The organism is Bordetella petrii (assembly GCF_000067205.1).
Classification (GTDB): Bacteria; Pseudomonadota; Gammaproteobacteria; order Burkholderiales; family Burkholderiaceae_B; genus Bordetella_A; species Bordetella_A petrii.
On sequence record NC_010170.1, the window covers coordinates 1,323,373 to 1,339,400 of the forward strand.

Sequence of the window (16,028 nt, forward strand, 5' to 3'; positions counted from 1 at the left end):
GTCTCGTCTTCCCTGCTCGGCTTGGCGGCGCCGTCGTGGCGCCGCCAAGCGGGGCGAGGGTTATTGTTCAAGTCGGTTCTGCAGCTCGCGAGAAAAAGGGTTCGTGCTAAAAGCGGCTGATCGAATAGGGCGCCAGATCGATGGACGGCTGACCATCGTCGAGCAGTTCGCCAATCAAGTGCGCCGTGGTTGCCGACTGGGTCAAGCCCAGATGGCCGTGGCCAAATGCGTAGAGAATGCGTTTGCTGTGCCGCGACGGCCCGATCACGGGAAGCGAGTCTGCGGTCGTGGGCCGGTTTCCCATCCATTGCTGAGCATTCGCTTCGTTCAAACCTGGCAGATATCGATGGGCGAGCTTGAGCAAGGCCGCGCTGCGTTTGTAGTTCGCCGGCGCCTGCAAGCCTGCGAACTCGGCCGCCCCGCCGATGCGCAGGCCAATGGCCAGGGGTGTGGCCACGAACATGCGCTCGGCAAAAATGACTTCGCGACGCAGATGTTGGGCGCTGGCGGGCAGTGTGGTGTTGTAGCCACGCTCACTCTCGAGTAAGGCGCGTTCGCCAATGCTCTCGGCCAAGCGTGCCGACCATGCGCCCGTTGCCACGACGACGCGATCACCCAGAATGCGTTGGCCTCCTGATAGCATCACGCCAGCTCTATCGCCGAGAGCCTCCACGTCCAGCTTCACCGCTTCCCCCGTCACGAGCTTGACCTGGCGCGCAATCAACTGTTCGCGCAGGACGTCGACGATCCGCTTGGGATCGTCGATGTGTGCCCAATCCTCAAGCATGACGGCATGCTTGAATACTGGCGCGAGACCGGGTTCGAGTGCGCGTAGCTCGGCTTGGTCCACCACACGCCAGCGCACACCGCGTTCGCGCTTGAATTGCCAGGACGCCTGGTCGGCCTCGAACGCCGCGCTGGTTTCATAGACGGTCAATGCCCCGAGCTTGTGCAGATCGCCAGACAGGCCGATCTCGGCAAGCATTGCCTCGAAATCTGCCAGCGAGCGCCGATTCAGCGCAGCCAGCGCATCGCCGATACGCGCATAGTGTTGCGGCTGCGACACCTTGCGTAGCGCCAGATACCAGGGCAGAAGGCGAGGCGCGTGGGCGGGGCGTACCGCCAGAGGACCCAGCGGATCAAGCAGCCAGCGCAGGGGTTTTAATCCCATCCCCGCCAGGCTCAGCGGGACACATTCGCTGACGGCGATGCCGCCCGCGTTGCCGTGAGAGGCGCGGTCGCCTTCGAAATCCCGGTCAACGACCGTGACGTCCCAGCCGCGGCGCCGAGCCGCCAGCGCGCAACTCAAGCCGACGATACCGGCGCCGACAATGATGACATGGGGCATGATTGAATACTCTCCGTACAACTGTGATGGGAGTGCGCTACTGCCCTGCGGGCAAAAGAGACATCACTTCCGAGTAAAGCTTGCGAGGAATCGCCACGCCATCGCGCTGACTGCGGGCACGGGCTTCGAAACGGCGTTGCGAAGGCAGGCGTGCGCCTTGGTCCGTGATCGTTGAGAACAGCCGTTCGGCACGCGCGTCGTCGGCGGCGCTGTCGCCCAGTCCTAGATGAGCAGGGTCCAATGCGATGATCAATTCCCCATGGCAGGGCGTGCCCCCGACGCCCGCGTCCAACGCGAGCGAATCCAGGCTGGTCAGATCTCCAATCAAAGGGCCTGCCATGAGTTCGATCATGGTCGATAGCGCCGACCCTTTATGCCCGCCAAAAGTCAGCATCGCCCCGCCGTTGACCACTGCGCTGGCATCCGTGGTTGCATTCCCGGCGCTGTCCACGCCCCAGCCCAACGGAATCGGTTTGTCCGCGCGGCGATGCAGCTCCAAGTCCCCACGCGCGGCCGCGCTCGTCGCAAAGTCAAAAACGTACGGGTTCTTGCCCTTGCGCGGCCAGCCGAAGGCCAGCGGGTTGGTCCCCAGCGCCGGACGAGTGCCACCGGCGGGCGCTACCCAGGCGTGGCTGGGTGTCAACGCCAAGGCAGCCAGTCCTTGTTCGGCCAAGGATTCCACTTCCGGCCAGAGCGCCGAGAAGTGATAGCAGTTGTTGATCGCCAGGGCGGCAATACCGACCTCGCGCGCCTTTTTGACCAGTACTTCGCTGCCGAGCTCGAAGGCAAGTTGCGAGAACGCAAACTGCGCATCTACCTTGACGATGGCCGGACCGTGGTCGTTGATCAGAGGCAAGGCGGTGCCGGACACCTTGCCTTGGCGCAGCGTGTGCGTGGTGACTAGTAGACGATACAGGCCGTGCGACTGGCAGTCGTCACGCTGTCCGGCGGTGATGACGCGGGCAATTGCCTTGGCGTGCGGCTCGGCCATGCCCGCGTGCAACAGCACGCGGGTAGCCAGATCGAGAACCTCATCGATGGGCAGAATGAGGGATTTTTCGGTGTTCGACATCGGTGATACTCGCTTGCTTACTTGAGCAGGAAGCCCTTGTACAAAGGATCCCGCTCATTCACGAAAATGGTGTTCAGGCCCGTGACGCGTGCCCAACCTTCGACGGTTGGGCGGATGGCATCGAAGTCGCCCACCTTCACCGCTTCGCTGGGCACGCCAACGAATGTGGTGCCTATGATGCTTTCATGCACAAATTTCTCGCCGATGGCCAGTTGGCCCTTGGCGGCAAGCTGCGCCATGCGCGCTGAGGTGCCCGTGCCGCAGGGCGAGCGGTCGATGGCCTTGTCGCCATAGAACACAGCGTTGCGCGCTGAGATACCCGCCTTCTTGGGCTTGCCCGTCCACATGACGTGCGACAGACCGTGGATGGCGGGCGTCTCAGGATGCACGAACGGGTATTTCTCGTTGGCCTTGGCGCGCAGGACCGGGCTCAGCCGCTGGATGTCCGAAGGCGTCAGGCTATCGAGATCGGCATAGTTCGGCTGGCTTTCGACGATGGCGTAGAAGTTGCCGCCATAGGCTACGTCGAACCGGATCTCGCCCAGGCCCGGCACCTCAACCGACAGATCACGCGAGTGCAGGAACGAGGGCACGATGGTCAAACGGACCGACTCGACGTGCGGGCCGTCCATCTTGTAATGCGCCAGCACCAGTCCGGCGGGGGTGTCCAGGCGAAGCACGCCGGGTTCGCGCGGCGTAACCAGTCCGTGCTCGATCAGGAACGTGACCGTGCCAATCGTGCCGTGGCCGCACATGGCCAGGCAACCGCTGACCTCGATGAACAGGATAGCGACATCGCAGTCAGGCCGCGTGGGCGGATAGATGATCGTGCCCGACATGACCTCGTGGCCGCGCGGCTCAAACATCAGGGCGGTGCGCACCCAGTCGAAGTCGCGTTCGAAATGCGCACGGCGCTCGATCATGTTGCTGCCCTGCAGGGCGGGCGCGCCGCCCGTGACCAGGCGCACTGGGTTGCCGCAGGTGTGTCCGTCGATGCAGAAGAAGGTGTGGTTCATGGTGTGATGTCAGCCAGAAAATGGAGGGGATACAAAGAGCAAGGCGCGCTTACTGTTGTGCTTCGGATGCGTTCGCGGGCGCTGCAGCGGGAGACTTGGCCCACTGGCCGTCCTTCATGATCCCGACGATCTTCTCGCCCTGGTTGTGCACGAGGACCGCGATGTCTTGCAAGGGATCGCCATCAACAATCAGGATGTCCGCCAATGCGCCTTCGGCAATCACGCCCAGTTCGCCTGCTCGGTCGAGGATCTCCGCGCCAATCACGGTCGCTTGCCGCAGTACCTCGGCATTTCCCAGCACCGCCGCCCGGATGGTCAGCTCTTCGGTCTGGTACTGCTGCATGTCACCAAGCAGGTCCGAACCGATGCCCATCTTCACCCCGTGACGGGCAAGGATCTCCAAGGCCTTCAAGCCTTGCAGGCGGACGTTCTCGTTCTTGGCCAGGGTTTCAGCCGAAAGCCCTTGCTGCTCGCCTACCCGCTTCATGGCGTCGTAAGTCACCAGCGTCGGCACCGCATACGTGCCGTGTTCGGCCATCGTGGCGGCAGCCTCATCGTCGACGAGGTTGCCGTGCTCGATGGTCTTGACTCCCAGGGCCGCGGCGCGCATGATGGCCGCGGGCGTATAGGCATGTGCCATCACGTAGGTCTGATGCGACTGTGCCTCTTCGACCACGGCTTTGATCTCGTCCACGGAGAACTGCAGGTTGCCGATCGGGTCGGTGGGCGAGGCGACTCCCCCTGAAGCCATGATCTTGATCTGGTTGGCGCCGGCGCGCATTTCTTCGCGCACTGCCTTGCGAATGGCGTCTACACCGTCGACCACGCGGCCGATAGCGCCTGCATTGCGGTTACAGCCACATGGGTCAGGATCGGAGAAATCGAAGCGGTCGCGGAAATCCGCATGGCCTCCTGTCTGCGACAGGGCCTTGCCGCTGATGAAAAGGCGTGGCCCCTCGATCGTGCCGTCTTCGATGGCGCGGGTCAGGGCGTAGTCTGCGCCACCGGCGTCGCGTACCGCGGTGAAGCCGCGGGCAAGCATGCCTTGCAGGATCGGGACCGCGCGCAAGATGGCCAGCGTGTTCGGCAGGCGCCCATTGGCGCCCAGATTGGCGACCGAGGCGATGACGTGCACGTGGCAGTCGATCAGGCCCGGCATGACGGTCTTGCCGCCCACGTCGATGACATCGGCGCCAGGTACGTCGATCTGCCCCGCCACGACTTTGGTGATGCGGTTGCCTTCTATGATGACACTGTGGCGGTCATCGGCGCCGTCCAGCAGTTTCGCATTCTTGAGTACGATCACTTTTCTCTCCTTCAAACCGTATCGAGGTCATCGAGGTTGGCAGGCACCTTGAAACCCGCGGCGTGCGCCTGTAGCCGGGGGGCCAGCAGTTGGGCAACGACGCATCCGGCCGAACGATCCACCCGGTCATAGTGTCCTGCTTCGTCCAACAGGTTCAGGGATCCGACCACCTCGCCACCGATGCGCACCGAGATGTTCATGACGCTTGCCAGCCCATGAGCCAGGAGCGTGGCATGATCGGAGAAGACCGATCGCAAGTCATCGGCACTGGAGCCCAGGTAACCCTCCCCTTGTACCAGCACCTGCTCCACCCAGCGCGACTGCGTGACGCGCTTGATGCCACCGACTGCATTGATGTCAGGACGGCTGCTGTAGACGCGCTGCATCAAGCCAACACGCTTGTCGTAGGCCAGGATCGTGAACAGGCGGTGGCCGTAGCACTGACCCAGCGCTACGTCGGCTCTGTGCCAGGCGGCCGCATCCGGCACGTCCAGGGCGAGTTGCCGCGCTACGGGCAGAATCAAAGAAAGCTCAGTCGTCTTCCCTGTCATGGGGTCGCTCCTGCAAGTCTGGTTTTCAAGAATGCGCCTGCTCCTGCCTGGTGCGGGAAATATCCTCGAGCGTGCGGTTGTTGGTGTTCACGCCGAAAAACAACACGACCACTGCACCTGTCAGCAGGACGACGGTGGTCATGCCGAACACGCCGCCAAAGCCCAGGATGGGATAGATGGCGCCCACCAGCGTAGGCGAGGCGATGGCGCCCAAACGAGCGAACGACGAGGCCGCACCCATGCCGGTCGCGCGCATGCTGGTCGGATACAGCTCGGGGGTGTAGGCGTACTGGCCCGCGTTCACGCCGTTCATGCCGAACGACAGCAAAACCGAGGCGATCAACACGTGGGTCGGGTCCTTGACGAAGACCAGCGCCATCGCGCTGGCGCAGGCAAACGCCATGTACATGACGATCGTGTACTTGCGGCCGATCTTGTCGTTGAAGTATGCGGCCGAGTAGTAGCCGGGAATCTGGGCAAGATAGATGGCGATGGAGTAGCCGAAGCTCTTGGTGATAGTCATGCCTTGCTGCACCAGCAGGCCCGGGATCCACGTGAAGAAGGCGTACGAGCAGAACGTGATCGACAGCCAGAAGGTCCAGGTCATGGCCGTCACGCCGCGCCAGGCGGGCGACCACAGCGTTTTTAATTGTGCGCTGAACGATTCCTTTGCTCGGGCGACCGGCACCTGCGTCTCGGCCTGCGGTGCCACGGCGGGCAGGGCCCTTCCCAGTGCGCGTTGGGCACGGGCTTCGAAACGGCTGACGACCGCGTCGGCCTCATCATGTCGGCCCTGGCTCTCCAGCCAGCGCGGTGACTCGTCCAGCGCATGGCGCCACCACAGTAGAACCACCACGGGCACCGCGCTGATCACCAGGACCCAGCGCCAGCCGTTGTCCGACAGCGGCACGATGAAATAGCCCAGCAGCGCGGCGATCACAAAGCCGAAGGAGAAAAAGCCCGCCAGTGAGCCCGTGAAGCGGCCACGGTAGCGGCTGGCCACGAACTCGGCCAGAAAGGGCGCGATGATCGCGCCTTCGGCGCCCATGCCGATGCCGGCCAGCATGCGGAACAGGAAGAACAGGTGCCAGTCGTGCGTCATGGCATTGGCGATGGACATGACGCAGAAGATCGCCAGCGCCCACATCATCACGCCGCGTCGCCCGAAGCGGTCGCCCAAGAGGCCCGCCAGCAGCGCGCCGATCAGAAAGCCGATATAGGTGCTGCTGGCCAGGAAGCCCACTTCCAGGCTGCTTAGGCTCCACTGGGTGCGCAGCACGGGTAGGATGAACGCGATGATGCCCGCGTCCAGCGCTTCGAACGCGAAGCCCAAGCCGCCCATCAGCAGCAGTTTGAAGTGGGGCCGGCAGAACGGAATACGTTCGAGTCTTGCAGCGACATGCGACATGGTCTTTTCCCTTGTATTGGTATGGAGCGTCGACTGTGACGGCGTTTAATGAAGTACGCGTTGGAGGAACTGTTGTGTGCGCTCTTCGCGCGGCGTGTTGATGACTTGGCGCGCTTCGCCGACTTCGCATAAGGTGCCTTTGTCGAAGAACGCCACGCGATCAGCGCTTTCCCGCGCGAACGCGATGTCGTGCGTGACCATGACCATGGTCATGCCGCTTTCCTTGAGCCTTCGGATCGTGTCCAAGACTTCTCCCACCAGTTCCGGATCGAGGGCCGAAGTCACTTCATCGAACAGCATGTAGTTCGGCTTCATGGCCAAGGCACGCGCGATGGCAAGGCGCTGTTGTTGTCCACCGGACAAGCGAGGTGGCAACAGATCCGCTCGGTCTCCCAGACCGACGTAGTCGAGGTGCTCGCGCGCCAGCGCTAGCGCCCGAGTGCGGGACAGCCCCTGCACAACCTGCGGGGCGAGAGCCACGTTCTGCAGCGCCGTCAGGTGAGGAAACGCGTTGTATTGCTGGAAGACGATGCCTAGCTTCTGACGCAGTTTGTTCAAATCGGTCGATCTAGCGTGGACATCGATGCCATCAACCACGATGCGGCCAGACTGGATGGGTTCCAGACCATTGATGCATTGCAGTAAGGTCGACTTGCCCGAGCCCGACGCGCCGATCAGGCAAAGCACCTCGCCTTTATTGACGGTCAAGTCGATGCCCTTGATGACCTCGACCGGTCCATAGGACTTGCGAACGTTCTGGATTTCAATCATGGCTGAGCCTTCTTTCGATTTTGCGGCTGTAGCGCGATATCGGGTAGCAGATGATGAAATAGGCCAGGCCTACACCGGCCAAGATCATCAATGCCTCATTGGTGCGAACGATCAGGATCTGCGCCGCGCGCAGCAGCTCGACATACCCGACCACGCTCACCAGCGCGGTGTCCTTGGTCAGGGCGATTAGCGTGCCGATCCAGCTCGGGAAGACGGTTCGAACTGCCAGCGGCGCACCGATGTGGCGCAGTTCCTGCCAATAGGACATGCCTAGTGAGCGCGAAGCCCGACGCAGTTCTGGCCGCACTGACCGCAAGCCCGAACGCACGAGTTCGGAGGTCAGCGCGCCCATGTACAGCGATAGGGTCAATACCCCTACTTCGAGCGGGTCCAGCGGCGAGCCCAGCGCTGCAAACGCGCTGTTGACCAAGATGAACTGGATGATCAGCGGGATGCTGCGCATCACGTCGACGTAAGACGCAAGTAGATATGAAGCGGTCGTGGAACTTTCGCGCAGCCAACCCACGATCGCCCCGACAACGGTGCCAAACGTGCCGGACAGCAAGGTGAGCAAGAGGGTGCGGCCCAGGCCGTCGAGCACGAAAGGCAGGTCTGACCATTGAAGGCCAGAGTAGACGGAAAACTGAAATTGCATCCCTCACGTCCTCTTGTAAAGCCGCCAGGTCACCAGGGCGGCCACGATGCTGATCAGCTTGGAAATCACGTAGTACATGCCCGCGGCCACGATGAAGAACTCAAAGGTCCGGAACGATTCGGACTGTGCGGCCTGCGTGGCCCCCGTCAACTCGCGCACCCCGATGATTGACCCCAGTGAACTGTTGAGCAGAGCCCAGTTGAGCTGATTCATGTACGGCAAGAACACCAGAACGAAGACTTGGGGGAAGATCACGTGCACATAGGCTTTGGTGGGTGACATCCCCAGCGAACGCGCAGCGGCCATCTGGGTGGGTGGCACTGCCGACAATCCGCCTCGGAAGGTCTCGGCCAGGTACCCGGCGTTGTTGAACGTCAGCGCGATCAGCAGGGCCGTGAAACTGGGAATGTCAACACCGACCGCACCCAGCCCGAAGTACGCCATGTAGATTTGGAACAGAGCTGGCGTATTGCGCGACACCTCGACCCAGGTGGTAGCGAAGTAGTAAGGGGTTCCGGACTTCGAACGGCGCATCAGTGCCAGCGGCAGGGCAAGCAGAGTGCCCAACAGCATCGATAATGCGGTCACCTCAAGCGTCTGGCGGGCACCCTCTAGCAGGGCCGGCCATTTATCCCAGACTTGGGACCAATAGAACGTGTAATCGAGCATGCGTGCTCCGGCTGGCGTGCGAGCCGTCGGCGGCTGGGGGGCGACGGGGTTGGTCGATGTTGCTCAGTAGTCCACGCCAGGCACGTTCAGTGCGGGCGCCTGCCCTTCACCGAAGTAGGTCCGGTACAACTCTTGATAGCGACCGGTTCTGACTTGGTTCCATACGAACACGTTGATCCAGCGCAGAAAGTCCGCGTCGCTCTTTCGCACTGCAATACCAACGAGGTCGGCCGGGGACGGGGCCTCACCTTTGATCTGCAGTGCGGGGAATTGGCCACTCTTGACCAGTGCACCGGCCGTGCCAGCGCTTACGATCAACCCATCAATCTTGCGTTGGTTCAACGCCAAAAAGGCTTCGGATTCGCTGCCATAGGAAATGAACTTGCCTTTCGGATCATTCCATTTATTGAAGATCGCACGCAGCTCTTGTTCAGTCGTGCTGCCGGTCACACCGCCGATTGTGCGGCCTTTGAGGTCGTCGAACTTCTGCACGCCGGTGTCCTTGTGAGTCATCGCGACATTGATGAAACTCACGTAAGGCTGGGAGAACGCCACGCTCAGCGCACGTTGAGGCGTGATGGACGTCGAGGCGATCAACACGTCGATGCGGTTGGAGACCAATGACGGAATGCGCTCGGCCGATGGCGTCTCGACGATCTGGGCCGTTGCACCTAACGCCTTGGCCATGTCTTTGCAGTAGGCGACGTCGTAGCCTTCGGGTTCATTCTGCGGGGTGCGAAAGCCTGCTGGGGGATAGTCCAGCTGGATGCCGCAACGCAATGTCTTGCTGTTGATGACGCGGTCGAGCGTGGAGGAGGACTGCGCTTGCGCTGTGCCAGTTAAGGCAATGAGCGCAAGCGCGGCGGCAACGAACGCCGTCTTGATCGATAACAGTTTTCCCATGAGATATCTCTTTGTGTGATTCTTCGTGTTCAGAGGGGTAAGCAGGCCGAGGCCCACCAAGGGGCCTCAGCCAACCGCCGGGTTTAGTAGCCCAGAGCCTTGAGGTCTTCCAAGGTCTTCTTGGTGATGGCGATGGTCTTCTCGCGCTCGGCCCCTTCCAGATTCAGGCGAGGCGGTTTGACGGTTTCGGCAACGCCACTGATGATGTTCTCGGCCAGCTTGATGTGCTGTACCAGCTTGACCACCGTATCCAAGTGAAACAACGGAGTCAGGGCACGGTACAGCTTGCGCGCCTTGTCCAGATCGCCAGCCACCGACAGGTTCAGCAACTCGACCGATTCCTTGGGCAGTGCATTGGCCATACCCGAGACCCACGCGGTCACACCCAGTGCGGCGCTTTCCAGGATCAGGTCATCCACGCCGCACACCACGTTCAAACGATCACCGAAGCGTGCGATCAGGTCGGTGACGCGCGTCGTGTCGTACGACTCTTCCTTGATCGCGGTGATGGTCGGTTCGCTCAACAGCTCGGCGACGGTGTCCGGCGTCAGGTCCACGCCATAGCCACGCGGGTTGTTGTAAAGCAGGATCTCGAGCTTGGAGGCACGGGCCACGGTTTTGTTGAACTCGATCGTCTCGCGCACATCGGACTTGTAGGTCAGCGCCGGGAAGAGCATCAGGCCATCAATACCCAGCTTTTCAGCTTCCTTGGCAAAGGCCACAGCCTTTTCGGTGCTGGTCTCGGCCACGCCCGAGATGATGGGCACTCGGCCGTTGATAGTTTCCTTGGCCGTGCGCAGCACCGTCAGCTTCTCTTCGGGCGAGAGTTGAGCGTTCTCGCCCACCATGCCCATCATCACGACCCCGCTCACGCCGTTGTCGATCAGGCGTTCCAGGCCAGCACGGATCGCCTCGATATCCAAAGAGAAATCGGCGTTCAGCTTAGTGGTGACGGCGGGGAATACGCCCTTCCATTGAATTGTCATATCGGTCCTTTCAAGTCATGCCCGCAGGCCTGCATACAGTGTGAGGATAAAGTTCACTTTATATTGGATCCAAAGTTTCAGCGCGCACAAAATCTCGCGTTGACTACCTCAGGGCAAACATCTAGTCGGGAGATCTTGGATCCAATATACTGATCATAAGTTGATGCGTGTCAGCCTGTCTTTACGGGTTTACCCTTTGACTTGGGCGGGCGTAAATCCATTGAAGACCCTATACGATGCCGAAACTGCGCCCCGCATGCCTGTCCCAGTAACAATTTGATGAGGCCCTTATTCTGTGCTGAAACTTTCCTCCGCTGTGAGCGCGTCTATTGAGCGGCCGAGCAGGCACAAAAGAATCGTCCGACAAACTACCACCGAGTTGGTGCTAGCTGCGCTGCGTGATCGGATTCTTTCTGGTGAGGCTGCGCCTGGGTCGCCTTTGCGACAGGAGTCGTTGGCCGACGAGCTGGGCGTTAGTCGAATTCCAGTGCGTGAGGCCCTTCGGCTGCTCAGTGCCGAGGGACTCGTTGACACTATTGCGCATCATGGGGCCTTTGTCTCGATGATATCGAAGGCAGAGGTTCAGGAGTTTTTTGACATCCGGAAGAGGCTGGAGCCTTGGATCTTTTGCGAGGCGATTCCCAATCTATCGGAGGTCGAACTGAAACGTGCCGAGCAACTGGTCGACTTGATGGACACCGTCGAACCCGAGCGCTGGGGCAGCCTGAATTGGGAGTTGCACGAGACGCTGTATCGGGCTGCGGGTCGGCCCGCGGCACTGAGCGTTGTGCGCACATTGCACGAGAAGTCCGAGCGCTATTTCCGCTTCCAGATAGTCAATGTTCCTATTCGAAAGCAAGCGCATCATGAACACGTCGCCCTGATCGAGCTATGTCGATCTGGGGAGGTAGATAGAGCCGCAATCATGCTGGAGCAGCATATCCAGGGAGCGGCGTGCCAGATACTGGCCATTGTCGAGCGGATTCTGGACAGCAACGCTAGACAATGAGTGTGTACAGACATGTACTCGGCCAGAATATAGGCCTCTAGATGTGAGCTGCTCCAATTGCTACTTTTCTGTATCAACAGAAACCAAAGGACTACAGCGTTAGCTTGGTGTTGGAACTTGGGCGAACTCCCCGGCCTGTTTCACACAGTTCGTGCCGCCTGCAATAAAACGGCAATCCATGCAGCGATGGGCTTGTGGCGGCCATGGAGACGAAGCACACGGAACAGGGTGGGCAGTGTTAGGAGGGTGCCCTATGGAACTTCGCCATCTTCGCTATTTTTCCATCTTAGCCGAGGAGTTACATTTCACACGGGCAGCTGAGCGCTTACATATCGAGCAACCTCCTCTGTCTCGGGCCATCAAGGAACTTGAGAGTGAATTGGGGGTGTTGCTCTTCGATCGGAACCGCCGAGGAACCGAGTTGACGGCAGCGGGTGCCACGTTCTTGCAAGACATTCGTAGGCTGTTCACCGTCTTGGAGCAGGCACGAGAGAATGCCAAGGCCGTTGGGTCGGGCTTGCGAGGAAGCATTCGCATCGCGGTATCTGACGGAGCGATCGATCCACGGCTATCAGCGTTTCTTGCCCGTTGCCGCGCAGAAGAGCCCGAGATCGAGATACGTCTGTCTGAAGTGCCTTTGGCCGAGCAGTTGCGCGGGCTGCGCTCGGGCGACTTCATGATCGGGTTCGCTCATACGGCTGACGTCGGTGATGGCGTTGTTGCCGAACCTATCTGGAGAGACCCGCTGGTGATCGCGGTGCCGGCCCGGCATGCACTGCTCGCCTACAAGGAGGTTCCGCTCCATGAGATCAGGGGCCATCCACTTGTTTTGTGCGATCCGCATGTGTGCGAGGGCTACTGCCGTGAACTGGCTCGGCTTTTACAGACGCTGGAGCACAAGCTGAACGTCGTGGAAGAGGTGTCCTCGCTGGACATGATGCTCACCCTGGTCGGTGCAGGCTATGGTGTCGGCTTCATGACGGCGACCAAGATTCCGGTGAGCCAGCGGCCAGACGTGATGATCCGTCCCTTGGCGTTGGATTCAGCCGTGATGACCACCTATCTGCTTCGGCCTGACGGCAGCGATTTGTCGGCCTCGCTGGAGCGATTTATCGATCGCCTGCGCGACCTTTCAGGTAGCTGACGAAGCCATCCTCAGCCGGTTACCTCACGCCTCGGTGTCGGCCTGAAGATTGCGTTCAGTCGCAGCCATCAGTTCGGCTGCACTGATCCTGAGCGCAACGGAGATTTTCAGAATCAAGGCCAGCGTGGGCATATGTTCTCCACGCTCGATCTTGCCCATGTGAGAGCGCGCGATGCCGGCCATAGCTCCCAGTTCTTCCTGAGCAATCCCTTGCTCTACGCGCGCAGCGCGCACGGCTTTTCCGAAGGCCAGAGCTGGCTCGGCTTCAAATGTGGTTGTGCCCGAGGGACGGCCTCGTTGAACGGTACGCTTCTGCATTAACAGAAGCGTCGAGCAGTCGAGAGAATTTAACCACGTTAAACTTAACGTATGTTGGCTATCATGTCGGCTCGCCTTTTTGACCCGATCGCTTCTTGGGGGCTCTCATGCACGACGCCACCAGTCAGACTTCCAGCCTCAAGCTTGCTATTGCGCCTGGCGTACCCTCATCGCATCTCTCGGCATTGCTTGCGCTACAGCGTGAGGAAGAGCCGGAAGTCACCATCGCCTTTTTCGAGGTCGCAGGCGACGAACTGGTTGCGGGACTTCGTGACGGCCGCTACGACGCAGGCATATCGCTTGAGGGTTTGAGCGATCCGCCCTTGAAAAGCCAACCTCTGTGGAGTGAGAGCATGGCCGTTGCCATGCAGATGCGGTCCCCCTTACTGGCCCAGGCGAAGCCCACGGTCGCCGAGCTACTGGACTACCCCATTTTTCGCTGGCAGGCGGAAATCTGCCCTCTGTTGGATCAGCGGCTGTCCTCCCTCATGCCGGCGAACCAAACGAACACTGTTCAGAGCGTAACTTCCTTCGAGATGATGGCGCTATGGGTCGCCGCTGGCTACGGCGTCGGGGTATCCGCGCAATCACGCATTGGGCACGCGCATGGATGGGGGATCGGCATGAGGCCGCTTTTTGACGGCCCCTACGAAATCGTGACGCACCTTCAGCGACTCGACGGGCAAGTCAACCCTGTTTCTGATCGGTTCGAGCGCAGAGCGCTGCAGATTGCCAAAGTCGGAGCAACGTAGAGAGCCCTATGGCTTGGGACGTTCGCCCAGCCATAGGGCGGCAACATCGGGGCTAGGCCCCTTCAGCCACCACAGCACTATCCAGCAGCCGGCGAACACTCTGCCGCACATCTTCGGAGATGGACAGCGGCGGCGAGACAGCCTGCTGGCCGCCCGCGATGACCTGGACGACCACACCCAAATTCGCGGGCGTCACCACATCGATGGCCCCGCGATCACCCAGGTCCGGGTGCGGCTGGGTCAGCATGCGGTAAAGCTCCCACGAATCCGCGTGCGGGCACTGGTTCATGAGCACCTGGGCCAGCTTGTGCTTGAGCGGCACCAGTTGCCAATCGGGAACACGCTGCCCCCGATTGCCCAAACTGATGGACAGCAACTTGCCCGCTTTCAGTTCGCGGTTGATCTGGTCCTTGGACTTTCCGGCCAGCTTGCCGAACAGCGGGACCGGCAAGTTGCTTGGCGACTCGTAGATGGTCAGCATTTCCTCGCGCTCGCGCTGGATCGCGGACACTTCCGGCTCCGGGGCATGCGTCGGAGGCGGCGGCACCTGAGACAGCCGCTGGAACGTGATCCCGCCGCTGCTCGGGGTTACGACAATAGGCGTGGCCACGACGGGCGGGACGCCGGGAGGAGTGGGCTCGGCCATCGTGAGGGTCGCATCCACCGCTTCCTCCACTTCTGCCATCGCCGGCACCCCGTCGATACGGATGGTCAGGTGCGCGCTCGCGGCTTCCACTTCGCCCTGTTCGAGCAGGTCGAGCCGATCGGCCCAGTCCTGCATCATCCGGCGGCGCGGTTCCACGTACTTGGCGTGGTTGTAGGCCGAACTCACCTTGTTGGGGTCGGAGTGCGAAAGCTGCGCGTCCACCCAAATCTTCGGATAGCCGATCTCGTTGAGCGCCGTCGAGATAGTGCCGCGGATGCCGTGGCCGGTCAGGCGCCCCTCATAGCCCATGAGCTGCACGGCCTTGTTGAGGGTGTTCTCGCTGATGCGCTTCTTGAGTTCGCTACGGTGCGACAGCAGGTACTTCTGCGCCGGCCGCATCACGCCCAGGAGGTAACGAACGATCTCTATGGCCTGCAGGGACAGAGGCACGATGTAGGGCGGCACGTCCTGCGGCCGCTTGCCGGCCTTGCGCATCTCGTCCTGAAGCTGCTTGACGACCTGTGGCGGGATGATCCACAAGCCCCGGTCGAGGTCGAACTGTTCAGGTTCCGCCAACCGCAGCTCGCCCGTGCGCACCCCCGTCAGGAACAGCAGCCGGATTCCAAGCTGGGTCTGCCAGCCACGAGGGTTGTAGAGCCGGAGCTTCTGGAGGAACTCGGGCATCTCGGGCAGGTGCAGGTAGGGGTTGTGGGTCACGGGGGGCTTGGGCTCGGCAACCACGTCCAGGTCGGCGGCCGGGTTGACCTCCAGCCCCTCGGCGATGACCAGGGCATAGCGGAACAACTGGTTGAACCAGGTACGGACCTTCTCGGCGGTGGTGAACGCCTTGCGTTTCTCGATCGCTGCCAGGACGCCCAGGAGCTGGGGGCGGCGAATGTCGTAGATCGACATCTTTCCAAGGGTAGGCAGCACGTCCTTGTTGAAGATGCGCAGGATCTGCGACATCGTGCTCTGCCGGCCTTCCTTGAGTTCCTTGCGGCGATGCTCGACCCAGGCGTCGAAGACGGTCTTGAAGGTGTATTCGCCGGCCAGCCTGACCGCATGCCGCCGCTGGTCACGCTCGACCTGGGGATCGATCCCCCTGGCGAGCAGGGCTTGGGCCTTGTCCCGCTCGGCGCGGGCCTCGCGCAGGCTGAGGGCGGGATAGCCGCCTAAAGACATGCGCTTCTGCTTGCCCAGCCGGTAGTAGCGGAATTGCCACGACTTGCCGCCTGCGGCGGAGACCATCAGGCCCAGGCAGTCGTTGTCGGAGATGGTGTAGCGCTTTCCGGTGGTCCTTGCCTGCCGGACGGTCAGATCAGAGAGTGCCATTTCGAGGCTCCTAAGTTATGACTTAGGCCCTATGCTCGTCATGGTCCCCGCTCAGCCCCAGCAACTATCCGGTAGCCGACCCACCCGCATTCTTGTGCCTCATTTGGCGACTCAAAAACGCTGGCTGTGGGTGGATTTCCGT

At 61.1% G+C, this 16,028-nt stretch carries 16 protein-coding genes; 3 read left to right on the forward strand and 13 right to left on the reverse strand.

All coding sequences use genetic code 11. The features are described from left to right. Positions 1-106 precede the first annotated feature (106 nt). The 11 genes from BPET_RS06365 to BPET_RS06415 all read right to left on the reverse strand — a co-directional run bounded on the left by BPET_RS06365 (position 107) and on the right by BPET_RS06415 (position 10,685). Positions 107-1,348 carry an NAD(P)/FAD-dependent oxidoreductase gene (locus BPET_RS06365; protein ID WP_012248249.1) on the reverse strand — a complete coding sequence of 414 codons (1,242 nt, stop codon included), beginning with the start codon at positions 1,346-1,348 and terminating at the stop codon, positions 107-109. A gap of 37 nt (positions 1,349-1,385) precedes the next feature. Continuing rightward, the gene (locus BPET_RS06370) at positions 1,386-2,420 is read right to left on the reverse strand and encodes an Ldh family oxidoreductase (RefSeq protein WP_012248250.1); all 1,035 of its coding nucleotides are present in this window, start codon (positions 2,418-2,420) and stop codon (positions 1,386-1,388) included. 17 nt (positions 2,421-2,437) lie between these two features. Next, on the reverse strand, positions 2,438-3,436 hold the full coding sequence (locus BPET_RS06375; protein WP_012248251.1) for a 4-hydroxyproline epimerase: 999 nt from the start codon (positions 3,434-3,436) through the stop codon (positions 2,438-2,440). Positions 3,437-3,485: 49 nt separating this feature from the next. Continuing rightward, on the reverse strand, positions 3,486-4,742 hold the full coding sequence (locus BPET_RS06380) for a metal-dependent hydrolase family protein (RefSeq protein ID WP_012248252.1): 1,257 nt from the start codon (positions 4,740-4,742) through the stop codon (positions 3,486-3,488). 11 nt (positions 4,743-4,753) lie between these two features. Then, positions 4,754-5,293, reverse strand: coding sequence for a hypothetical protein (locus BPET_RS06385; protein WP_012248253.1), 540 nt, complete (start codon positions 5,291-5,293; stop codon positions 4,754-4,756). A gap of 25 nt (positions 5,294-5,318) precedes the next feature. Then, the gene (locus tag BPET_RS06390) at positions 5,319-6,701 is read right to left on the reverse strand and encodes an MFS transporter (RefSeq protein WP_012248254.1); all 1,383 of its coding nucleotides are present in this window, start codon (positions 6,699-6,701) and stop codon (positions 5,319-5,321) included. Positions 6,702-6,746: 45 nt separating this feature from the next. After that, positions 6,747-7,472 carry an amino acid ABC transporter ATP-binding protein gene (locus BPET_RS06395; RefSeq protein WP_012248255.1) on the reverse strand — a complete coding sequence of 242 codons (726 nt, stop codon included), beginning with the start codon at positions 7,470-7,472 and terminating at the stop codon, positions 6,747-6,749. After that, positions 7,465-8,127, reverse strand: coding sequence for an amino acid ABC transporter permease (locus BPET_RS06400; RefSeq protein ID WP_012248256.1), 663 nt, complete (start codon positions 8,125-8,127; stop codon positions 7,465-7,467). Before BPET_RS06400 ends, BPET_RS06395 begins: the two co-directional genes overlap by 8 nt. A gap of 3 nt (positions 8,128-8,130) precedes the next feature. Continuing rightward, the gene (locus tag BPET_RS06405) at positions 8,131-8,796 is read right to left on the reverse strand and encodes an amino acid ABC transporter permease (protein ID WP_012248257.1); all 666 of its coding nucleotides are present in this window, start codon (positions 8,794-8,796) and stop codon (positions 8,131-8,133) included. A 63-nt stretch (positions 8,797-8,859) separates the two neighbouring features. Beyond that, positions 8,860-9,699 (reverse strand): ABC transporter substrate-binding protein, encoded by an 840-nt coding sequence (locus tag BPET_RS06410; protein WP_012248258.1) that lies wholly within the window; start codon positions 9,697-9,699, stop codon positions 8,860-8,862. Positions 9,700-9,782: 83 nt separating this feature from the next. Next, positions 9,783-10,685, reverse strand: coding sequence for a dihydrodipicolinate synthase family protein (locus tag BPET_RS06415; RefSeq protein ID WP_012248259.1), 903 nt, complete (start codon positions 10,683-10,685; stop codon positions 9,783-9,785). Positions 10,686-11,067: 382 nt separating this feature from the next. Here BPET_RS06415 and BPET_RS06420 point away from each other — a divergent pair, with 382 nt between their 5' ends. Then, on the forward strand, positions 11,068-11,694 hold the full coding sequence (locus BPET_RS06420; RefSeq protein ID WP_231852694.1) for a GntR family transcriptional regulator: 627 nt from the start codon (positions 11,068-11,070) through the stop codon (positions 11,692-11,694). A gap of 253 nt (positions 11,695-11,947) precedes the next feature. Beyond that, entirely contained in the window at positions 11,948-12,838 is an 891-nt protein-coding gene (locus BPET_RS06425) for a LysR family transcriptional regulator (RefSeq protein ID WP_012248261.1), read from the forward strand. A gap of 24 nt (positions 12,839-12,862) precedes the next feature. On the opposite strand, the gene BPET_RS06430 is transcribed toward BPET_RS06425, so the two are convergent. Next, on the reverse strand, positions 12,863-13,156 hold the full coding sequence (locus BPET_RS06430; protein ID WP_012248262.1) for a helix-turn-helix domain-containing protein: 294 nt from the start codon (positions 13,154-13,156) through the stop codon (positions 12,863-12,865). A 107-nt stretch (positions 13,157-13,263) separates the two neighbouring features. Between BPET_RS06430 and BPET_RS06435 the strand changes: the two genes are divergently transcribed. Continuing rightward, positions 13,264-13,908 carry a substrate-binding domain-containing protein gene (locus BPET_RS06435; protein WP_012248263.1) on the forward strand — a complete coding sequence of 215 codons (645 nt, stop codon included), beginning with the start codon at positions 13,264-13,266 and terminating at the stop codon, positions 13,906-13,908. Positions 13,909-13,960: 52 nt separating this feature from the next. On the opposite strand, the gene BPET_RS06440 is transcribed toward BPET_RS06435, so the two are convergent. Further along, positions 13,961-15,886, reverse strand: a complete 1,926-nt coding sequence (locus BPET_RS06440) for a tyrosine-type recombinase/integrase (RefSeq protein ID WP_012248264.1) — start codon at positions 15,884-15,886, stop codon at positions 13,961-13,963. Positions 15,887-16,028 lie beyond the last annotated feature (142 nt).

Bases quoted from the DNA above. Each gene is read 5' to 3' on its own strand.
- BPET_RS06390 (WP_012248254.1), bottom strand. From the start codon at position 6,701: ATGTCGCATGTCGCTGCAAGACTCGAACGTATTCCGTTCTGCCGGCCC.
- BPET_RS06370 (WP_012248250.1), bottom strand. From the start codon at position 2,420: ATGTCGAACACCGAAAAATCCCTCATTCTGCCCATCGATGAGGTTCTC.
- BPET_RS06400 (WP_012248256.1), bottom strand. From the start codon at position 8,127: ATGCAATTTCAGTTTTCCGTCTACTCTGGCCTTCAATGGTCAGACCTG.
- BPET_RS06440 (WP_012248264.1), bottom strand. From the start codon at position 15,886: ATGGCACTCTCTGATCTGACCGTCCGGCAGGCAAGGACCACCGGAAAG.
- BPET_RS06415 (WP_012248259.1), bottom strand. From the start codon at position 10,685: ATGACAATTCAATGGAAGGGCGTATTCCCCGCCGTCACCACTAAGCTG.
- BPET_RS06425 (WP_012248261.1), top strand. From the start codon at position 11,948: ATGGAACTTCGCCATCTTCGCTATTTTTCCATCTTAGCCGAGGAGTTA.
- BPET_RS06410 (WP_012248258.1), bottom strand. From the start codon at position 9,699: ATGGGAAAACTGTTATCGATCAAGACGGCGTTCGTTGCCGCCGCGCTT.
- BPET_RS06375 (WP_012248251.1), bottom strand. From the start codon at position 3,436: ATGAACCACACCTTCTTCTGCATCGACGGACACACCTGCGGCAACCCA.
- BPET_RS06385 (WP_012248253.1), bottom strand. From the start codon at position 5,293: ATGACAGGGAAGACGACTGAGCTTTCTTTGATTCTGCCCGTAGCGCGG.
- BPET_RS06430 (WP_012248262.1), bottom strand. From the start codon at position 13,156: ATGCAGAAGCGTACCGTTCAACGAGGCCGTCCCTCGGGCACAACCACA.
- BPET_RS06405 (WP_012248257.1), bottom strand. From the start codon at position 8,796: ATGCTCGATTACACGTTCTATTGGTCCCAAGTCTGGGATAAATGGCCG.
- BPET_RS06435 (WP_012248263.1), top strand. From the start codon at position 13,264: ATGCACGACGCCACCAGTCAGACTTCCAGCCTCAAGCTTGCTATTGCG.
- BPET_RS06395 (WP_012248255.1), bottom strand. From the start codon at position 7,472: ATGATTGAAATCCAGAACGTTCGCAAGTCCTATGGACCGGTCGAGGTC.
- BPET_RS06365 (WP_012248249.1), bottom strand. From the start codon at position 1,348: ATGCCCCATGTCATCATTGTCGGCGCCGGTATCGTCGGCTTGAGTTGC.